General features: G+C 70.4%; 14 protein-coding genes. 9 read left to right on the top strand and 5 right to left on the bottom strand.

Annotated features, from left to right (window positions below; genetic code table 11):
• The first annotated feature begins 17 nt into the window (after positions 1-17).
• The gene (locus tag ACIBH4_RS37815; protein ID WP_362521677.1) at positions 18-1,217 is read left to right on the top strand and encodes an FAD-dependent oxidoreductase; all 1,200 of its coding nucleotides are present in this window, start codon (positions 18-20) and stop codon (positions 1,215-1,217) included.
• A gap of 187 nt (positions 1,218-1,404) precedes the next feature.
• On the opposite strand, the gene ACIBH4_RS37810 is transcribed toward ACIBH4_RS37815, so the two are convergent.
• Positions 1,405-1,839 carry a hypothetical protein gene (locus ACIBH4_RS37810; protein ID WP_362521675.1) on the bottom strand — a complete coding sequence of 145 codons (435 nt, stop codon included), beginning with the start codon at positions 1,837-1,839 and terminating at the stop codon, positions 1,405-1,407.
• Positions 1,840-1,997: 158 nt separating this feature from the next.
• Here ACIBH4_RS37810 and ACIBH4_RS37805 point away from each other — a divergent pair, with 158 nt between their 5' ends.
• The 6 genes from ACIBH4_RS37805 (at position 1,998) to ACIBH4_RS37780 (ending at position 6,180) form a co-directional block, all read left to right on the top strand.
• Positions 1,998-2,657, top strand: coding sequence for a DUF998 domain-containing protein (locus ACIBH4_RS37805; protein WP_362521673.1), 660 nt, complete (start codon positions 1,998-2,000; stop codon positions 2,655-2,657).
• Positions 2,658-2,699: 42 nt separating this feature from the next.
• Positions 2,700-3,071 carry a YciI family protein gene (locus tag ACIBH4_RS37800; protein ID WP_362769572.1) on the top strand — a complete coding sequence of 124 codons (372 nt, stop codon included), beginning with the start codon at positions 2,700-2,702 and terminating at the stop codon, positions 3,069-3,071.
• Positions 3,068-4,366: a DUF6596 domain-containing protein gene (locus ACIBH4_RS37795; RefSeq protein ID WP_362769574.1), complete on the top strand. Its 1,299-nt coding sequence runs from the start codon at positions 3,068-3,070 to the stop codon at positions 4,364-4,366. Before ACIBH4_RS37800 ends, ACIBH4_RS37795 begins: the two co-directional genes overlap by 4 nt.
• 63 nt (positions 4,367-4,429) lie before the next feature.
• Entirely contained in the window at positions 4,430-5,347 is a 918-nt protein-coding gene (locus ACIBH4_RS37790; RefSeq protein ID WP_362521668.1) for a diacylglycerol kinase family protein, read from the top strand.
• Between the two features lie 210 nt (positions 5,348-5,557).
• Complete coding sequence (locus tag ACIBH4_RS37785) at positions 5,558-5,746, top strand: hypothetical protein (RefSeq protein WP_362521666.1); 189 nt, start codon at positions 5,558-5,560, stop codon at positions 5,744-5,746.
• On the top strand, positions 5,743-6,180 hold the full coding sequence (locus ACIBH4_RS37780; protein WP_362521664.1) for an SRPBCC family protein: 438 nt from the start codon (positions 5,743-5,745) through the stop codon (positions 6,178-6,180). The genes ACIBH4_RS37785 and ACIBH4_RS37780 overlap by 4 nt, the downstream gene beginning before the upstream one ends.
• A gap of 81 nt (positions 6,181-6,261) precedes the next feature.
• Here ACIBH4_RS37780 and ACIBH4_RS37775 read toward each other — a convergent pair whose 3' ends face one another.
• The gene (locus tag ACIBH4_RS37775; RefSeq protein WP_362769577.1) at positions 6,262-7,083 is read right to left on the bottom strand and encodes a MerR family transcriptional regulator; all 822 of its coding nucleotides are present in this window, start codon (positions 7,081-7,083) and stop codon (positions 6,262-6,264) included.
• 121 nt (positions 7,084-7,204) lie between these two features.
• Between ACIBH4_RS37775 and ACIBH4_RS37770 the strand changes: the two genes are divergently transcribed.
• Both ACIBH4_RS37770 and ACIBH4_RS37765 read left to right on the top strand, forming a co-directional pair.
• The gene (locus tag ACIBH4_RS37770) at positions 7,205-7,945 is read left to right on the top strand and encodes a methyltransferase domain-containing protein (protein WP_362769579.1); all 741 of its coding nucleotides are present in this window, start codon (positions 7,205-7,207) and stop codon (positions 7,943-7,945) included.
• Between the two features lie 116 nt (positions 7,946-8,061).
• Positions 8,062-8,895, top strand: a complete 834-nt coding sequence (locus ACIBH4_RS37765; RefSeq protein ID WP_362769581.1) for a hypothetical protein — start codon at positions 8,062-8,064, stop codon at positions 8,893-8,895.
• A 181-nt stretch (positions 8,896-9,076) separates the two neighbouring features.
• Here the strand turns inward: ACIBH4_RS37765 and ACIBH4_RS37760 are convergent, their stop codons facing one another.
• The 3 genes from ACIBH4_RS37760 to ACIBH4_RS37750 form a co-directional block, all read right to left on the bottom strand.
• Positions 9,077-10,318 carry a serpin family protein gene (locus ACIBH4_RS37760; RefSeq protein ID WP_362521657.1) on the bottom strand — a complete coding sequence of 414 codons (1,242 nt, stop codon included), beginning with the start codon at positions 10,316-10,318 and terminating at the stop codon, positions 9,077-9,079.
• Between the two features lie 73 nt (positions 10,319-10,391).
• Positions 10,392-11,018 carry a hypothetical protein gene (locus ACIBH4_RS37755; RefSeq protein WP_362521655.1) on the bottom strand — a complete coding sequence of 209 codons (627 nt, stop codon included), beginning with the start codon at positions 11,016-11,018 and terminating at the stop codon, positions 10,392-10,394.
• A 58-nt stretch (positions 11,019-11,076) separates the two neighbouring features.
• The gene (locus ACIBH4_RS37750; RefSeq protein WP_362769583.1) at positions 11,077-12,462 is read right to left on the bottom strand and encodes a selenium-binding protein SBP56-related protein; all 1,386 of its coding nucleotides are present in this window, start codon (positions 12,460-12,462) and stop codon (positions 11,077-11,079) included.
• Positions 12,463-12,817: the final 355 nt, after the last annotated feature.

Genomic DNA, 12,817 nt, shown 5'->3' with positions numbered 1-12,817 from the left:
GAGATGGGAGCAGGGGAATGCAGCACCGCATCATCGTTCTTGGAGCCGGATATGCCGGAGCCATCGCCGCCGGTCGCCTCGCCAGGCGGCTGCGCCGCGAGGACGTCGCCATCACCCTTGTCAACGCCGAGCCCGACTTCGTGGAACGCGTCCGGATGCACCAGCTGGCGGTCGGCCAGGACCTCAAGCCCCGGCCGCTCAGCGAGATGTTCGCGGGCACCGGCGTCGAGTTGCGGGTCGCGGAGGTCACCGGCGTCGACGTCGACGGCAGGACCGTCGCCGTCGTCGACGCGAACGGCGCGGAAGAACTCGCCTACGACACGCTCGTCTACGCCCTGGGCAGTGGCTGGAACTCCCAGGGCGTCCCCGGGAGCACCGAGCACGCCTACGAGATCGCCGGCCGTCCCGGAGCACTCCGGCTGCGCGAGCGCCTCGCCCGCCTGGGCGCCGGACAGACCGTGGTCGTCGTCGGTGGCGGTCTCACCGGCCTGGAGGCCGCGACCGAGATCGCCGAGGCGCGCCCGGACCTCGACGTCGCGCTCGCCGTCCGCGGCGACCTCGGTGACCGCTTCTCGCCCAGGGGCCGCGAGCACCTGCGGAAGGTCCTCGACAAGCTCAAGATCACCGTGCACGAGCACACCGCCGTCACCGAGGTCGAGGCCGAGCGCGTCACCACCGACGGCGGCGGGGGCATCCCGGCCGCGGTCACCGTGTGGACCACCGGCTTCGCCGTCCACCCGATCGCGGGGGCGACCGACCTGGAGGTCACCGGCACCGGCCGGATCGTGGTCGACGAGACCATGTGCTCGGTCTCGCATCCGGAGGTGTACGCCGTCGGCGACGCGGCGATGGTGACGGGCCCGGGGGACAAGCCGCTGCGGATGTCGTGCGCCTCGGGAATTCCGACCGCGTGGCAGGCCGCCGGGGCGATCGCGGCACGCCTGACCGGCGGGAGACTCCCGAACACGCCGATCCGCTACGTCAACCAGTGTGTCTCACTGGGCCGGAAGGAGGGCTTGATCCAGTACGTCACAGCCGACGACCGCGCCCTGCGGACGGTCCTGACCGGAGGGCTCGCGGCCGTCTACAAGGAGTTGGTCTGCAGGGGTGCCGCCTGGAGTGTCGCCAACCCGACGTTCGGGCTGCCGGGTCGGCGCCCGCGCGTCACGCGGGAGCGGGTCGCGGCGACCAAGGTGACGGGTTCGGTCATCGAGTAAATCCGGATGACCACGTTGTCACGGTCATCCATGCCGCAGGAGCGGTGGTGTACGACCTGCCCGTGCCGGCTCACCATGAGTTCCGGCCGGGCATCTGGTCGACACCGCCAGGGGCCCTGGTGCGCGCGCCGCCTTGGAGAGGCGTTCCCGGAAGGCCTCGGCCTGCCGGGCCGGCAAGGTGCCGACGTCAGATCCGGGTCATGGCGGAGGCGTACCCGCCTCCGCCGGGGTAGACCCAGGCACCGGTGACGGTGGTGCCGTCGGCGCTGAACGTGCCTTCGTAGTAGGCCGGGCCGCCCTTCGCGCCGCCCCAGATGGTCAGCTTGTCGCCTGTCAGCTCGTACACGTAGTCGAGGGTGTTGCCGGTCGAGTCGTAGAAGCGCGACACCACGTCCGTGGCGGCCGGTTCGCCGAACGGGCGCAGGTTGCCGATCACTTCCAGGCCGGTGACGGACTGGCCGAACTGGGTGAGGTCGACATGCTGGAGCAGGAAGAAGCCGCCGGGCATCCACTCGTACCGCACGGTTCCCTCGGCGCCGCCGGTGACCGCCCAGGTGCCGACCAGGCGATCCAGGGCCCGCACGTCGACGCTCGGCCGGTAGGTCTGGGTCGTCTCGGACATCTCATTCTCCTTGTGGCCTTGGTGACTGCTTGCCGGTACCTCGGAGCGCGCTTGGGAGATTCGACGCGAGTCGGATGTGTTTCAGATCACATCGCGATCGTGTCGAGAGCCCGGGTCCGGCCCCGAGGTAGCGGAAGGAACCCACCAAGGAGGAAGTCATGGCCACCACCGCGCCTCACACCCCGGCCGCCACCGGCAGTCCTGCCGTCCGCCGCTCGGTCGGCCACCTGTTGCTCGCCGGAGCCCTGGCAGGGCCGGTGTTCTTCACCTCGGCGGCCGTCCAGATGCTCACCCGCGAGGGCTTCGACATCACCCGCCATCCGATCAGTCAGCTCTCCACCGGTGATCTCGGCTGGATCCAGATCGCCACGTTCGTACTCGCCGGTCTGGGCGGCCTGGCCTTGGCCGGCGGTGTCGGCCGTACCCTCACCGAGGGGATCGGCAGGCGGGCGCTGCCCATCCTCATCGGGGTCTTCGGGGCAGGGATGATCGCTGCGGGCGTGTTCACCATGGACCCGGAGAACGGCTTCCCCGCCGGAACCTCCGACGGGCCGGTGGCGCAGATGTCCTGGCACGGCATCACGCACTCGGTCGCGGCCGCCGTCTCCTTCACCGCGCTGGCCATCGCCGCCGTCGTGCTGGCCGTCCGGTGCGCCCGCCGCCGGGCCGTACCGGCGGCCATCGGCAACGGCACCGCCGCGATCGTCCTGCTACTGCCCATGTCGCCCGATCACATGAGCATTCAGATCGCCGTCAACGGCTTGGTCGCCTTCACCTGGACGACCGTCCTGGCCCTGTCCCTGCGCCGCCCCACCTGACCTCGCATACGCTTTCCCGAACGTTCGGAAAGAGGACGCACCATGAAGTACCTGCTGCTCAGCTACACCCCGGCCGCAGCCTGGGACGCCGCGACCGCCGACACCCCGTCGGCGGAGGCGATGGCGGCGTTCGCCGCCTACCAGAAGTTCGAGCAGGAACTGATCGCCACCGGCGAGTTCGTCGGCAGCGAGGGCCTCGGTCATCCCGCGGTCAGCACCACGGTCCGCAAGACCGCCGGCGGCGTGGTGGCGATCGATGGACCGTTCGCCGAGCTGAAGGAGGTGCTGGCCAGCTTCGCCGTCATAGATGTATCCGGTCAGGAACGAGCGGTGGAGATCGGCTCGCGGATCGTCGAGGTGCTGGGTGAGCCGATCGAGATCAGGCCGATCATGGGCGAGGACTTCACAGCGTGACCGACCATGCCGAACCGGCGGTCGGCAGGATGGCGGGGAAGGCGCACGCCGGTATGAACGCCGGCATCGAGCACCTGCTGCGCACCGAGGCGCCACAGGTGCTCGGCGCGCTGGTACGGCGCTTCGGCCGCTTCGACGTCGCCGAGGACGCGGTGCAGGAGGCACTGCTCGCCGCGAGCCGCACCTGGCCGGCCGACGGCGTGCCGGACAATCCGCGCAGCTGGCTGATCCGCATCGGCTACCGGCGAATGGTCGACCTGCTCCGCGCCGACCAGGCCCGACGCCGGCGCGAGCAGGACGCCGGCGTCGCCGAACTGGTCATGCGGGAACCGGGCCGTCGGCCGGGCCCCGCGCGGGAGACCGACGACAGCCTCGCCCTGCTGCTGCTGTGCTGCCACCCCGCACTGAGCGCCACCTCCCAGGTGGCGCTTACGCTGCGGGCCGTGGGGGGCCTCACGACCGCCGAGATCGCGCACGCCCATGGAACTCCGGAGAACACCATGGGCACCCGGATCAGTCGCGCCAAGCAGCAACTGGCCCGCGCCGGCGCCCGTTTCACCCCGCCGGCCGACACCGACCGCGACAGCCGGATGGCCGCCGCGATGCGGGTGCTCTACCTGATCTTCAACGAGGGTTACACCGCCTCCACCGGTGACCGGCTCGCCCGCGTCGACCTGACCGGCGAGGCCATCCGGCTGACCCGCGCGCTCCACGCCTCCGTGCCCGCCGACGCCGAGATCACCGGCCTGCTCGCGCTGATGCTGCTCACCGAGGCCCGCCGTCCCGCCCGTACCGGCGGCCACGACGAGCTGGTGACCCTGGACGAGCAGGACCGGTCGCGATGGGACCGCGACCTCATCCGTGAAGGCACCGAGCTGATCGACGGCGTCTGGAGCCGCCGCGAGGTCGGTCCCTACCAGCTGCAGGCGGCGATCGCGGCCGTGCACGCCGCGGCCACCTCGCCGCAGCAGACCGACTGGCCGCAGATCGCGGCGCTCTACCTGTGGCTCGAACGGCTCACCCCCACCCCACCGGTACGGCTGAGCCGGGTGGTGGCCGTGGCCAAAGCGTACGGACCGCCCCGAGGACTGGCCCTGCTCGACGACCTCAACCGCCGCTTCCGGCTCGACCGTGACCCGCTGATCAGGCAACGCGAACGCGCCGTGCGCGCCCACCTGCTGCAGATGACCGGCAACGTGGGCGACGCGGCGAGGCTGTACCGTGAGGCCGCTTCTCTGACCGGCAACCAGATCGAACGGCGCTATCTGCTCGGCCGGGCCGACCGCCTCGGCTGACGTTTGCCGGTTCGGGGTGAGGGCAGCCGTTGGGGGATCCGACGTGGCGTTACAGGAGGTCAGATGCTGCCCCGGAAGCAGAAGGTCGGCACGGTCGCGGTGATCGCCCACCAGAAGAAGACGTTCGGCGGAGGGCTTGACGAGCTGCGCAGGCTGCTCGCCGACGAGGGTGTCGGTGAACTGCTCTGGTACGAGGTGCCCAAGAGCAAGAAGGCGCCGAAGAAGGCGAAGAAGGCGCTGAAGGAAGGGGCCGACCTGGTCCTGGTGTGGGGTGGCGACGGCATGGTGCAGCGCTGCGTGGACGCGCTCGCGGGTTCCGGTGTCACGGTCGGCATCCTCCCCGCGGGGACGGCGAACCTCTTCGCGCAGAACCTGGGCATCCCCGAGGACCTGCCCAAGGCCGTGGACATCGCCTTTCACGGCGAGAGCAGGAAGCTGGACCTCGGAAAGGTCAACGGGGAGCACTTCGCCGTGATGGCCGGGGTCGGCTTCGACGCGGCGATGATCGAGGACGCCGACCGGGGGCTGAAGGACCGTCTGGGGCGGGTGGCGTACGTCTGGACGGGACTGCGCCACGTCCGGGGAGAGCTCGTGCGGATGAAGGTCAAGATCGACGGCGTGACGTGGTTCGAGGGTGAGGCGAGCTGCCTGCTGCTGGGCAACGTCGGCACCATCACCGGCGGTGTCGAGGCGTTCGACGACGCGCGTCCCGACGACGGATGGCTGGAGATCGGCGTGACCACCGCGGAGGGGCCGATCCAGTGGGCCCGCGTGCTCGGCCGGATGAGCGTGGGGCGGTCCGACGAGTCGCCGTTCGTCAGGATGACCCGGGCGCGCAAGATGACCGCCACGTTCGCCACTCCCATGACCTACGAGCTGGACGGCGGCGCGAAGGGCAGCGTCACCGAGCTCAAGGCCAAGGTCGTGCCCGGCGGCATCACCGTCCGTGTCCCCGAGTCCACCGGCTCCGACCAGCCGTGATCGTGGATCGCCCGGCCAGGCCGGTGACGATCGTGAGCCGTCGGCTCTGATCGGTGGTGATCGTGGGGCGTCGTGCACCGGCGTCGGCCTACGCGACATTCGGGGGGCGTCGGGACGCCCCCCGAAACCCCCTTTTAGTTAGCATTCATGACAAATACATATTCGATATGGTTCATCGACTGATTTCGCTTAACGGGAAAGAGCGGGGCGATGACCGGGGAACACTGGACGGAGAACGTCGCCCCCGGCGTCGAACACGACGCCCCGTCGGGCCCCCGTAGGGACCCCGTGCCGGTCCTTTCCGCTCCAGCCTCACGCGACGACGCCGCCGCCGACGTTGCCCAGGCCCGCCCGCGGACCGAGCCCGAGCGGCCGACAGGGACCGTGTACGAGCTGTGATCGAGGTGAGGGTCTCGATCGAGATGGACCACCCCGCGGCCGACATATGGCGGATCGTCGCCGACTTCGGCCAGGACCCCCGCTGGCGTGCGGGCGTGACCACGATGGCGCCCGACCCGCCGGGAATCGTCGTCCCGGGCACCACCACCGAGGAGATGTTCCGTTTCGCCGGACGCGTCTACTACATCAGCGGTGTGGTGACCTCGGTGGTGCCGGGAAGGGAGTTCCTCTGGCGGGGAACATCGGGAATCGAGGTCGTGGGCGGCAGATCGGTCGTGCCCCTGGATGACGACCGATGCCTGCTGACCATCTGGTTCCGGGTGAGGCCCCCGGGTCTGCTGCGCCTGCGCGCTCCCATTCTCGGACGCATGCTCAGGCGCAAGCTCCAGCGGAACGCCCGCCGCCTCGGTGACCTGGTCACCTCGGACGCGTGACGTCGTCCACGGGGGGAGATCGCCTCGGCGGCCCGTCGTTCGCGATGCCGGACCGCGGGTGACCGCCGCCCGCGGACGACGTCACGCCCGGGTGACCGTCATCTGCAGTTCGGTCACCCAGTTGTCGTAGTCGCCCTCGGGACAGTCGATGGAGACCTCCCGGGCCAGCCCGACACCCCGGTAGCCGTGCTCGTCGATCCAGTGGGCCAGCGTCTGGAACGTCGGGCCCACCTTCTCCATCGAGCCGCGGTGAATGATCGTGGCGGCCTGCTCGATCTCCGGCAGGTCCACGACCGCGAAGTCGTGGCCGTCGCTCGTCTCCGCGGCGACCTCCAGCCCGGCGTGCACGATCACCCGGCCGTCGGCCTCTGGTTCGTAGCGGGCGATGCCGTACCCGGTGACCTTCACACCGGCCGCCTCGACGCGCCGGCACAGCTCGGCGAAGAGGGGCTGGATGACGGGGCCGATGTCCTCGCCTTCGTAGCTGGCCGCGACGGCGGTGAGTTCCGCCACGCGTGTCGAGGGGATCGGCTTGAGAAGGACCTCTTCGGGGTGCATGTGGCCTTCCTTGGTGATCGTCGTGAGCCGTATCTCCACCCGGAGGAGCCGGGCCGTGTCCGCCGCGATCCGCTCCTCCAACTCGGCGCGGCGCAGCCGCAACATCCCGTACAGTTCCGCGGCGTCGACCCGCTCGTCCAGGATCGAACAGATCTGGCGCAGGGTGAGGCCGAGATCCTTCAGGGCGATGACGCGGTTGAGCCGTGACAGCTGGTCGGCCCGGTAGAAGCGGTGGCCGCTGTCCGGGGCGACATGGGCGGGCCTGAGCAGGCCGATCGCGTCGTAGTGGCGCAGCATGCGCACCGACACCTGGCCGAGCTGGGAGAACTCTCCGATACTGAACATGGTGCTTCCAGGTATAGGGGCTGACACCGTGTCAGCCGCAACCCCTCCTGCCCCTTCGTCGGGGTCGCGCCCGGAGATAACCGGTTGTCCGGCGGTTCGGCACCGGGTGAGTATGGCGACCATGTCGCTGCGTTTTCACGAGATCGCCGAGGGCGGTCATCGCATCCTCAACCCGTTCACCGACGACAAGCTCGCGCTGCTCGGCGAGGTCGCCAGGCTCCGGCCGGGAATGCGCCTGCTCGATCTGTGCTGTGGCAAGGGGGAGATGCTCTGCCGGTGGTCCCTCGCGCACGGGATCGAGGGGGTCGGCGTCGACATCAGCGACGTCTTCCTCGACGCGGCGCGCGCCAGGGTCGAGGAGCTCGGGGTGGCCGATCGCGTCCGCCTGGAGAAGGGCGACGCGGGGGCCTACCGGGCGGAGGCGGGCGCGTTCGACGTCGTGTCCTGTCTGGGGGCGACCTGGATCGGCGGCGGGCTGGAGGGAACGGTCAAGCTGATGCTCCCCGCACTGAAGGACGACGGGATCCTCCTCGTCGGCGAGCCGTACTGGACCTCCGAGCCGCCCGCCGGGGCGTACGAGTCGTTCGGCTTCGGCCCGGACGACTTCACCTCGCTGGCCGGGACGTTCGACCGGTTCGAGGCGGCGGGGGTCGAGGTGCTGGAGATGGTCCTCGCCGACCCCGACAGCTGGGACCGCTACATGGCGAGCCAGTGGTGGACGCTGAGCGACTGGCTGCGCGGCAACCCCGACGACCTGGAGGCCGAGGAGGTGCGCGACTTCCTGGAGCGCTCCCGTCGCTCGCACGTCGAGTACGGCAGGCGATACCTCGGCTGGGGCGTCTTCGTGGTGCGCCGCCGTTGACGGCTACTGGCGGGTAGGAATAGGTTCCTGGAGACCGGCCGGTCGGTATGCAGGGGGGCCGACTCCGCCCGGCACGAGACCGAGGACCCCGACCGTTCCACTGAACTGGAGGCGTGATGACCGACGTCCGGCTCGCCCGTCAAGCCTGGCGCCGCCTGGAGCCCGTCCACGGGATGATCTATTTCGTGCCCGAGGCCACCGAGCGCTACGCCGCGCTCGGCCTCGATGACCGCGCAGGCTACTTCGCCTCCCGTGCCGCGGCCTTCGGCACCGCCTCCGCCGAGCTGGTCATCGCGACCTTCTACAACTTCCACCCCGCCCTGGTGCGGCGCGCACTTCCCGCCGCGTGGCAGGTCACGACCCCGGAGAAGCTGCTCGCGGCCCGTCTCGAAGCCGCGGGAGCGGCACTGCGCCGGGCCGGGATCCACGAGATCGACACCCTCGCCGAGACGACGGAACTCGCCGTCCGCGCCGCGGAGAGGGCGTGCGAGCATCCCCAGGGGCGCCCGCTGTTCGCCGCGCACGCCGCGTTGCCCTGGCCCTCCGAGCCGCTTCAGCGGCTCTGGCACGCCCAGACGCTGCTTCGTGAGTTCCGGGGTGACGGGCACGTCGCGACCCTGCTGGCCGAGGGCATCGGCCCGCTGGACGCGCTGGTCCTGCACGCCGCGGCCGGGCACGTCCCCACGGTGTTCCTCAAGCTCAGCCGCGACTGGTCCGAGGAGGAGTGGGCCTCGGCCGAGGAAGGGCTGCGCGGGCGCGGCCTGCTCGCCGGCGACGAGCTCACCGAGGAAGGCGCGGTGCTCAGGCAGCGGATCGAGGACCGCACCGACGAGCTGGCGCTGCCCGCGTACGCCGCGCTCTCCGACGACGAACTGGCCCGCCTGGCGGAGCTGGCCCGCGTTTTCGGCCGGACCGTGGTGGACAAGGGCCTGCTCCCCTTCTCCCGCTGAGTCCGCGAAGGATCGCGCTCTCGCGCGGTCACCTCCCGCCGGACAGCGGGGTCTTCGCGGGCCTTCCGCCGGGCGGGCCGACTCGCTTTCACACGGTCGGCTCGCTTTCACACAGTCAGGTTGCTTTCACGCGGTCGGGCGCCTTCACACAGTCAGGTCGCTTTCACACGCTCGGGCGTCTTCACGCGGCCGGGTCGCCGACCTGGCCGACGAACAGCGGGGTCAGCGTCGGCCGGTGAACGATCACGAAGGCGAACGGGTGGTCGGCACGGATCTCCGCCTCTGGCGGGGCCGGGGCCGACAGGAGGAAGGCGAGGCCGGTGACGGCGGCGGCCTCGGTACCCCACTCGTCCACGGTGATGTTGGCGCGGTGGATCACCTGGTCGAGGAGGGCCCCGTCGGTGATCCCCGAGTAGTCGGTCCCCCGCAGCCCCAGCCTCGCGAGCGGTTCCGCCAGATCCAGGCTCGTGGAGAAGTCCCACCGGGGCATGGCGAGCCGCACCGGCCGCTCCTCAAGCCCACGCGCCACCTCCGCCATCACAACGGGGGAGAGCAGGTCGCCGGGGGAACCGCCCGCTCGCGGCAGGAGGACCCACATGGCCAGCTCGTCTCCGGCGTAGCGCAGCTCCACAGCCTGCCAGCCGGATCCCGCCGCGTACGGGAGGAAGCCGTCTTTGCGCATCAGGGTCGTGCGTGTCGTCGTACCGTCCGCACGGGTGAAGGTGGCGCCCTCTTCCGGCGCGTCGGTGAACGGTGCCGTCCAGTCGGCCCGCAGGTAAACGGCGTTGGCGATGACCAGCCTGGTCTGCGCGGGCAGGTCGTCGAACACCTTTCTGATCCGCCCCGCGGTCCGCTCCTCGGCCCAGGCGTTGATGACCTCCGTGGCGTCGCCGGTGAAGTCCACCTGGCGCACGCCCGTGCCGTACTGCGCCGCGAGCGTACGCAGGAACTCGGGCTTGACGTTCAACCCCTTCTGGGTGAACAGGTCGTTGGCGATGCCCACGACCGGTGGTTCGGACGCACCCGCCTGGGCGTCCCGCTCCGCGTCCGGTTCTGGGAGGGGAGGCGGAGCGTCGGTCGTGACGATCTGCCTGGTGAGCGCGTTGAGCGAGGTGTGCGGCCCGCCGGAGGGGAAGCCGAAGACCGCGTCGAGTTCGGTGGCGGTGTCTCCCGCGGCTCCCGCCCTCGCCAGGCCGAAGGCGTAACCGATGCTCAGAGGCGACAGAACGGTGTTGGCCCCGGGTTTCGCGGTCGCGACGAACAGGGCGTGCCCGAAGGAGGTCAGACCGCGTACGGTCTCCTCGATCGGAGGATCCTTCGGGGTCTCCCGTTCCACCCCTTTCGCGGTGATCACACTGGACTCGGTCATGGCACACGCCGAGAGGGCGGCGACGGCCAGCAGGGCGGGTAACAGTCGGCGCATGATCCTGAAACGTACGCCGCCGCCGGGCGGTTCACCCGGTTCGCGTGGGGTTCGGCTCGCCTGCCGGGCGGCATCAGGTGATCGCGGCGAAGGCGCCGGCCCCGATGAGGGCGACGGCCCAGGCGAGGTCGAGGTTGAACCACGCCTTGCGGAGCACCGCCACGCCCAGCCGCTCGTAGACGACGAGGGCCAGAACGGTCGTCGTCACCAGCATGGACACCGTATGCACCCCGGTCGTCAGCAGGCTCTGTGAGGCCAGCGCGGCGGCGTCGTGCCCTTCGTGGCCCCCGTGCCCGCCATGTCCGCTGTGCAGGGTGACGGGGAGCACCATCAGCCCGGCCCCGTGAGCGGTGGCCATCAGGAACGACCACCCGGCCAGCTGCCACTTCGTCACCTTCATGCCGACCCAGCGGGGATGGCGCCGTCTCAGCAGCCGCCAGAGGCCGAACCCGCACACCACGGCCGCCACGCCGTACGAGACCGCTTTCGGCGGGGCGGCCAGCCGGGCCGCCGACACCAGGACGAGCGTGATCAGCACCGAGCCCGCGTGGCCGAGCACGATGGGCGGCAGCGCGCGCAGCACTCCTTCGCGAGAGCGCTCCTGCAGTCCGAGCGCGACCGCGAAAAGCCAGCCCATGGCCGGGTTCAGGCCGTGGAAGGCACCGAGCCCGGCCAGGATGATCAGGGACGTCAGATCCATCGGGTGCGCCTCGCGGAGAGTGGGAAGGTGTCGACGTCCGGTGGGAAGGTGGCCGGGATCACGGGAAGCAGTAGGAGTCGGAGGAGGAGTCGCCGCCCTGCAGACGGATCTGGTGCGCGCGGCGGCCGTCGGAGGAGAAGTCGACGAAGAAATCCGGATCGAGGGCGATCGAACCGTCGTCGGCGATGTCCACCTTCGCCATCCAGCCGGAGATGCCGTCGGGGTAGAAGACGTCGTCCCAGGAGCGGTAGAGCGAGTTGGTGAAATAGACCCGCCGTCCGTCCCTGCTCGCCTCGACCATCTGCGGCCCTCCGTTCAGCGCCCGGCCCTGAGCCGCCGGGTGACCGTCGCGCCTGGCGATCCCGCCGATCCGGACCGAGCCGGTCTCGCGTGGCGCGAACGGGTCGGAGACGTCGTACGCCTTGAGCTCGCCGGTGCCCCAGGCGGAGACGAGCAGGATCCGGTCGTCGAGGGTGAGCGAGATGTCGCTGACCAGCGGTGGCACGGCGCCGAACTGCTTGAGCGGCTCGGGCAGCAGGTCGGGGTCGGCGGGCTCGGCCGGGATCGTGATCGTCTTGCGCGCCTTCCAGACGCCGCCCTCCAGGTACCACGTGAAGATGTTGGCCGACAGGTCCTCGACGTTGATCACGGTGTTGACGAAGCCGTAGGTCTTGGTCGGGTCGTGGGCGGGCCGGAGCTCCAGGGCCATCTGGTGCTGGTCGCCCAGGTCGATCTCCTGAAGGTGCCTGCGCTTGGCCAGGTCCCAGACGTGCAGCCTGTGACCGTACTGTCGGCCGACCAGAAGCTCCAGCGAGGGTCCCGGCTCGATCTGGTTGGGTGTTCCCCACTCGCTGGAGATCATCGTGTCGTGCCCGAGGTGCCACCAGAAGTCGTAGTGCAGCCGCTGCGTCCCCCGGTCGGCCTCCCAGCGGCCCTTCGGCTCGAAGGTGTCGTGGTCGAGCGTGAAGATCCCGCCGGGCGCGTCGCCGTCCACGTCGCCGAGCGCGCTGACGTAGATGGCGTCGGTGCCGCAGTGGACGGTGTGCGGGCGGCTGTAGCCGGTCTTCTCGAAGATCGTCTCCGGTTCGATCGTCTTGACGAGCTTGGGGCGCCGGGGGTCGTCCTTGACGTCGAAAATGTAGATTCTGCTGGACCTCAGACCGGGAAGGACCAGGTAGCGGCGCTCCACGTGCGGGTGTGGCGCGTACGGGCACAGGGCCGCGCTGCACACGTTCCAGCCGAAGTGGTGGAGCTCGTCGCCGGGGACGGACATGTCGTGCACGTCGGCGATCGCCCCGGTCGACAGGTCGATCGTGGCGAGCCCGTCGGGCCGGCCGTCGCCGGTCGCGGCGAGCAGTGCGACGTAGGCGAGCTCCTCCTTCGGGGCCGTCATGGCCTCACGGGCCGACGGGTAGAAGGTGGGATCGGGCTGGATGAGTGCCACGGTGAACTCCTGAACTCGTAGCCGGAATCGATACCCAACTAATCATGTAGGAAAACTGACTGTTGTCCAGTGGTCATTTTGTGTGACCGGTGCGGACTGGAAGGGGCGCGCCTCCTCACGGTCTCCTGGCCGGTGAAACGAGGGAGCCGCTCGCGCGACCGCGAGACCTCCCCGCAGGGATGGCCATCGGAGGGTTTCGAAAGACTCGCGGAAAGGGCGCCGAACAGGAGGAGAGGTGGGGGGGGGGGGGGCCCCCCCCCCCCCCCCCGGCGCGGGGGGGGGGCCGCGGGGGGGGGGGCGGGGGGGGGCGGAACAACAACCCCGCCCGGGGGCGAGACCAAGCGACGACCCCCCG

It is taken from the genome of Streptosporangium sp. NPDC050284, assembly GCF_044459525.1.
GTDB lineage: Bacteria > Actinomycetota > Actinomycetes > Streptosporangiales > Streptosporangiaceae > Streptosporangium.
The sequence above is the reverse complement of the archived record's forward strand: the minus strand, read 5'-3'. Positions and strand labels throughout refer to the sequence as shown.

Bases quoted from the DNA above. Each gene is read 5' to 3' on its own strand.
- ACIBH4_RS37800 (WP_362769572.1), top strand. From the start codon at position 2,700: ATGAAGTACCTGCTGCTCAGCTACACCCCGGCCGCAGCCTGGGACGCC.
- ACIBH4_RS37805 (WP_362521673.1), top strand. From the start codon at position 1,998: ATGGCCACCACCGCGCCTCACACCCCGGCCGCCACCGGCAGTCCTGCC.
- ACIBH4_RS37775 (WP_362769577.1), bottom strand. From the start codon at position 7,083: ATGTTCAGTATCGGAGAGTTCTCCCAGCTCGGCCAGGTGTCGGTGCGC.
- ACIBH4_RS37810 (WP_362521675.1), bottom strand. From the start codon at position 1,839: ATGTCCGAGACGACCCAGACCTACCGGCCGAGCGTCGACGTGCGGGCC.
- ACIBH4_RS37765 (WP_362769581.1), top strand. From the start codon at position 8,062: ATGACCGACGTCCGGCTCGCCCGTCAAGCCTGGCGCCGCCTGGAGCCC.
- ACIBH4_RS37785 (WP_362521666.1), top strand. From the start codon at position 5,558: ATGACCGGGGAACACTGGACGGAGAACGTCGCCCCCGGCGTCGAACAC.
- ACIBH4_RS37755 (WP_362521655.1), bottom strand. From the start codon at position 11,018: ATGGATCTGACGTCCCTGATCATCCTGGCCGGGCTCGGTGCCTTCCAC.
- ACIBH4_RS37760 (WP_362521657.1), bottom strand. From the start codon at position 10,318: ATGCGCCGACTGTTACCCGCCCTGCTGGCCGTCGCCGCCCTCTCGGCG.
- ACIBH4_RS37815 (WP_362521677.1), top strand. From the start codon at position 18: ATGCAGCACCGCATCATCGTTCTTGGAGCCGGATATGCCGGAGCCATC.
- ACIBH4_RS37770 (WP_362769579.1), top strand. From the start codon at position 7,205: ATGTCGCTGCGTTTTCACGAGATCGCCGAGGGCGGTCATCGCATCCTC.
- ACIBH4_RS37790 (WP_362521668.1), top strand. From the start codon at position 4,430: ATGCTGCCCCGGAAGCAGAAGGTCGGCACGGTCGCGGTGATCGCCCAC.